At 79.3% G+C, this 4,573-nt stretch carries 4 protein-coding genes and 1 pseudogene; 3 read left to right on the plus strand and 2 right to left on the minus strand.

Annotated elements, in window-relative coordinates; genetic code table 11:
- Window positions 1–575 precede the first annotated feature (575 nt).
- The gene (locus tag MW084_RS17595) at window positions 576–1,550 is read left to right on the plus strand and encodes a carbohydrate kinase family protein (protein ID WP_010474363.1); all 975 of its coding nucleotides are present in this window, start codon (window positions 576–578) and stop codon (window positions 1,548–1,550) included.
- Window positions 1,551–1,602: 52 nt separating this feature from the next.
- On the opposite strand, the gene MW084_RS17600 is transcribed toward MW084_RS17595, so the two are convergent.
- A partial coding sequence (locus MW084_RS17600) for a (2Fe-2S)-binding protein (RefSeq protein WP_275563674.1) occupies window positions 1,603–2,324 on the minus strand: 722 nt, incomplete at its 5' end.
- 1 nt (window position 2,325) lies between these two features.
- Window positions 2,326–2,488, minus strand: a pseudogene (locus MW084_RS17605) (iron-sulfur protein); the annotation flags it as partial.
- 164 nt (window positions 2,489–2,652) lie between these two features.
- Here MW084_RS17605 and MW084_RS17610 point away from each other — a divergent pair.
- Both MW084_RS17610 and MW084_RS17615 read left to right on the plus strand, forming a co-directional pair.
- Window positions 2,653–3,402, plus strand: a complete 750-nt coding sequence (locus MW084_RS17610; RefSeq protein ID WP_010474361.1) for a GntR family transcriptional regulator — start codon at window positions 2,653–2,655, stop codon at window positions 3,400–3,402.
- Between the two features lie 20 nt (window positions 3,403–3,422).
- Window positions 3,423–4,532, plus strand: coding sequence for a WD40 repeat domain-containing protein (locus tag MW084_RS17615; protein ID WP_010474360.1), 1,110 nt, complete (start codon window positions 3,423–3,425; stop codon window positions 4,530–4,532).
- The last annotated feature ends 41 nt before the right edge of the window (window positions 4,533–4,573 follow it).

The raw sequence follows: 4,573 nt of genomic DNA on the forward strand, positions 1-4,573 counted from the left end.
GGGCGAGGAGATGTGTANNNGGCGCAGCNNNAGAGGAGCAGGNNNAGGAGGTGATGCNCGTAGACGGCCTCCTTGCGCCGGCGGCGTTCCTGGCCGCGCTCNCCCAGGAGTCCTCGGGCGCGGCCTTCCCGCCGGCGCGCCTGCCGCGTGCGAGCACCGCCACCGCCGCGGTGATCCCGACGAGCAACATTCCGCCCGGAAGCAGCCAGTCCAGCGATATCTCGGTCAGTCTCATGCGGTGTTCCTCGCAGCGCAGTAGGGCGTTCGGGGCGCCATCCTGGCCGACCGGGGGAGCACGTCAGGGGGTTTCGCGGCAAGAGGGCGCCATCGGGGCCCGGAGCACCGTACACAGGCGCCATATCATCGAACGATGATGTGAATAGTGTGAGTTGTGTTCGAATCAAGGCCCTCCGGCTCACCGCACGGAACGTCCCCGTCCCGCCCCCGGAGCGGAGGTGCGCCCGCCCCGTGCTCCCCGCGCGTCCCGGTCCGGCGTGCCGACCCGGCCCCACCGGTGTGATGCTGGTACCCGGAGCGGCCGGTCCGAAGGGCCGCGGGGCGCCGAGGCGGAGGACATGGGCGGTCAGCGGATCACCGTGCTCGGCGAGTGCGTCGCCGACGCCTTCGCCGACCCCGTCCGCGCCGCCGGGCCCGCGGGCGGCGACGCGCTGTCGCTGCGCGTCCTGCCCGGTGGCGGCCCGGCCAACACCGCCGTCGCCCTCGCCCGGCTCGGCACGCCGGCCCGGTTCCTCGGCCGGCTCTCCGGCGACGTGTTCGGGAGGCTGTTTCGGGACCGCCTGCTGGGCTCCGGCGTGGACCTGTCGGGCTGCGTGGCCGCGTCCGAGCCGAGCACCCTGGCGGTCGCGGACGTGGACGTCCACGGCCACGCCTCGTACGCGTTCTTCGCCGAGGGGGCCGCCGACTGGCAGTGGACCGCCGCCGAGCTGGCCGCCGCCCCCCTGGACGGCACGGTCTGCCTGCACACCGGCTCCCTCGCCCTGGTCCGGGAGCCGGGGGGCCGCCGCGTCGAGGAGTTCCTCGCCTCCGTGCGGGAACGGGCCACCGTCTGCCTCGACCCCAACGTCCGGCCCCTGCTGGTGCCGCCGGCCGCGTACCGGGAACGGATCGGCCGCTGGTGCGCGCTCGCCGACGTCCTGCGCCTCAGCGAGGACGACCTCGCCCTGCTGCTGCCCGGAGCCGGCCCGGAGGACGCCTGCGACCGCTGGCACGAGGCCGGCGCCCGGCTCGTCGTCGTCACGCTCGGCCCGCGCGGGGCGCTCGCCTCGCTGGACGGCGCCCGCGTCACCGTCCCGGCCCTGCCCGTGGAGGTCGCCGACACGGTCGGCGCGGGCGACTCCTTCACCGCGGGCCTGCTGCACGCGCTGGCCGGACTGGGCCGCCTCGGCGGCCGCCTCGACGGGCTGACCCCGGAGGAGACCGCCGCGAGCTGCGCGTACGCCGCCCTGGTCGCCGCCCGCACCTGCGCGGTCCCCGGCGCCGACCCGCCCTGGGCGTCCGACCTGCCGCAGCCGCCCCGGCCGGCGGACTGACGGGCCGCCGGAAACCGATCGGACGCCGCCGCCGGCCCCCGGCCGTCAGCCGTCAGCCGTCGGCCGCCGTCAGCCTGCGGACGCGGTCCGCGTCGCAGGTGCGGGGGCAGGTGACGCAGGTGTCCTCGGGGCGGACGGTGTAGAACAGGCAGCAGCTCGCCCGGTCGCGGGTGGGCAGCGGCCGGCCGTCCGGCGCGGTCAGCTCGCGGAACCCGGCCGGACCCACGTACGGCTTCGCCGTGCCCGGCAGGAGCAGCTCCAGCTCGGCCACGGCGCGCTCCTCCTCGCCGAGCAGGCCCGCGACGTACCAGACGCCCTCGACGACCTCGTCCGTCGCCATGCCCCACAGGGCCCGCCCGCGCCGCCGCATCCGCGGGCCGAACCCCCGCAGCACGGGGTCGAGGTGCTCGGCGACCGCCGCCCGCACCTCGGCCCGCAGCGCCTCCCCGTCCGGGACGACCCTGGCCCCGGGCAGCGCGGCGGCCGGATCGCCCGGCAGGCACGCGAACTCCCGCACCCGCACCGCCATCAGGCCCCGGGCCCGGTGGAACGCCGCGTCGGCGACGGGCACCCGCGGCACCCGGCGGTGCAGGAACCACGGCACCGTCACCAGCAGGCAGGCGGGCCAGGCGTACCGGTGGAGGCCGAGGCTCGCGACGACGTCCGGGCGCGCGGGCACCCCGTGGTCGCGCAGCACCTGCGCCTCGTCCCAGGCGAGGAACGCGTCGAGCGCGGGCCCCCCGGCCGCCAGCTCGTCCGCGCGGACCCAGCCCCNCCCGCGGCACCGGTTCGCCCTCGGCCGGCTCGTGCACGCGCAGACCGGGGAAGACCTCGGAGAGCCGGGCGTACGAGGCCGCGACGGGCGAGGCGGGCGGGGCGGACGGGCCGGACACGGCGGGCGGGGCGGACGCGGAGGGCAGCAGTGCGGAGAGGGACATGCAGGACCACCGAATCGCGATCGTTTGCAGGTAAGCCTTACCTTACCCGACCTGATCGACTTGTGCCCGTCCCCTCCCTCCGCCCGTGGTGCGCCCGGCTATCGTGCACCCGGGGCCCCGCGCCGGGGAGCCGGGCCCCTACGTACTGCGGCGGGAGGACCGGAGTGGAGCCAGGCAGGGCCCGGGAGGCGGCGGAGCGGCCCGAGCGGCGTCCGCACCCCGCCCGGCGCATCCCCGAGCAGGCCCGCGGCCCGCACGCCCACGGCGAACCGCCGCCCGGCGCGCCCCGCCCGGTCCGGCGCCACTCCGTGCGCGGCCAGGTCCTCGACGCGCTGCGCGCCGCGCTCCTCGGCGGCGACCTCGTCCCCGGCCGCGTGTACTCCGCCCCCGCCCTGGGCCTGCGCCTCGGCGTGTCCGCCACCCCCGTACGGGAGGCGATGCAGCGCCTGGCCGCCGAGGGCGCCGTCGAGGTCGTCCCGAACCGCGGCTTCCGCGTCGTCGAGCGCGCCCCGCGCGAACTCGCCGAGCTGGCCGAGGTCCGCGCCCTCATCGAGGTCCCGGTCGTCCTGCGCCTCGCCCGCACCGTCCCCGCCGCGCGCTGGGCGGCGCTGCGCCCCCTCGCCGAGGCGACCACGGCCGCCGCCGCGCACGGCGACCCCGCCGCGTACGGGGAGGCCGACCGCGCCTTCCACCGCGCCCTGCTCGGCCTCGCCGGCAACGACCAGCTCGTCACCGTCGCCGACGACCTGCACCGCCGCTCCCAGTGGCCCCCCGCGGGCCCGCCCGCCACCCGCCGCGCCGGCCTCGCCGCCGACGCGGCGGAGCACGGGGCGCTCCTCGACGCGCTCGCCGCCGGGGACCTGGCGGCCGTCCGGTCCCTGGTCCGCGGGCACGTCACGGGCGCCCGGGACTGAGGGGCGGGGGAGGGAGGAACGTGCGCGCCACGGTATGGACGGTCGCCAACGCGCTCGGGGTGGTCGCCGGCACCCCGGGGGAACTGCTCACGGCCCTGCTGGACGCCCCGCGCCGCCCCGAGCGCGTCGTGCTGCCCGCTGGCGCGCCCGGGGCCCGCGACCTCGCGGCCGGCCTGAGCACCCTCGGCCACGTCGAGGTCGCCCTCGGGACGCCCGCGCCCGACCGGCCCGCCGGGGACGGCCGCCCGCGCCTGTCCGACCCGCACGCGGTCTGCGCCGCCGACCCCGTGCGCGTGACCCTCGCCTACGAGGACGACCCCGGCCCGTACGGGGGGCTGCGCGCCGCATGGCTGCGGGCCGGCCAGGCCCTCGTACGGAACGGCCAGACCCCCGCCGGCCGGGCCCTGGCCCTGCTGGCCGCCCTGCCCGAGGGTGCCGCGGCACGGCTGCGCGCCGAACTGACCGCCCTCGCGGCGGACGCCCCCTGGACGGTGGCCGGGGTCCGGGAGGGGCGGGTGACGGCGCTGACCGTGTGCGGCGGGCGACCGGTCGAGACGGACGACCCGCGTACCCGGGCGGTGGCCTGCCTGGGCGACGGCACGCGGCTGGCCCTCGACGAGCGAGGCCGGCTGCGCACCCCGGCCGAGCCCGCGCCGCGCCTGGTGGCGGCCGTGGCGGCGACCCTCGCGACGCACCCCGCCACCGCGCTCGCGGCCGTCGGGGACACGGTGCTCACCGGGGACCGGATGGGCTCCGCGCACGCCTTCAGCCTGTCCGGGCTGCACCAGGAGTCCCTGCACTCCGGCCGGGTCACCGCCCTCGCGGCGACCGAGGGGCCCCGCGTCTACAGCGGCGGCGCCGACGGCACCGTCCGCGCCTGGCGGCCGGGCGGACCGGAGGGCGGCACGCCGGTGGTGGCCCGGCGCCCGCACCCGGTGGCCGCCCTGCACGCCCGGGGACCGGTCCTGGCGGTCGCCTGGGCGGACGGCCTGGTGGAACTGCGCGACCCGGGGGCGCGCGCCGTCCGCCGGTTCCGGCCGGGGCCCGCCGTACGGGCGGTCGCGGTGCTCCCCGACGGCTCCCTCGCGGTCGGCACGGACACCGCCTGCATACGGCTCCACCCGGCGTGACCCGGCCCGGCCCCTCCCGGCCCCGGAGGGCTGGGGCGGGG

The organism is Streptomyces sudanensis, assembly GCF_023614315.1.
Lineage (GTDB): Bacteria > Actinomycetota > Actinomycetes > Streptomycetales > Streptomycetaceae > Streptomyces > Streptomyces sudanensis.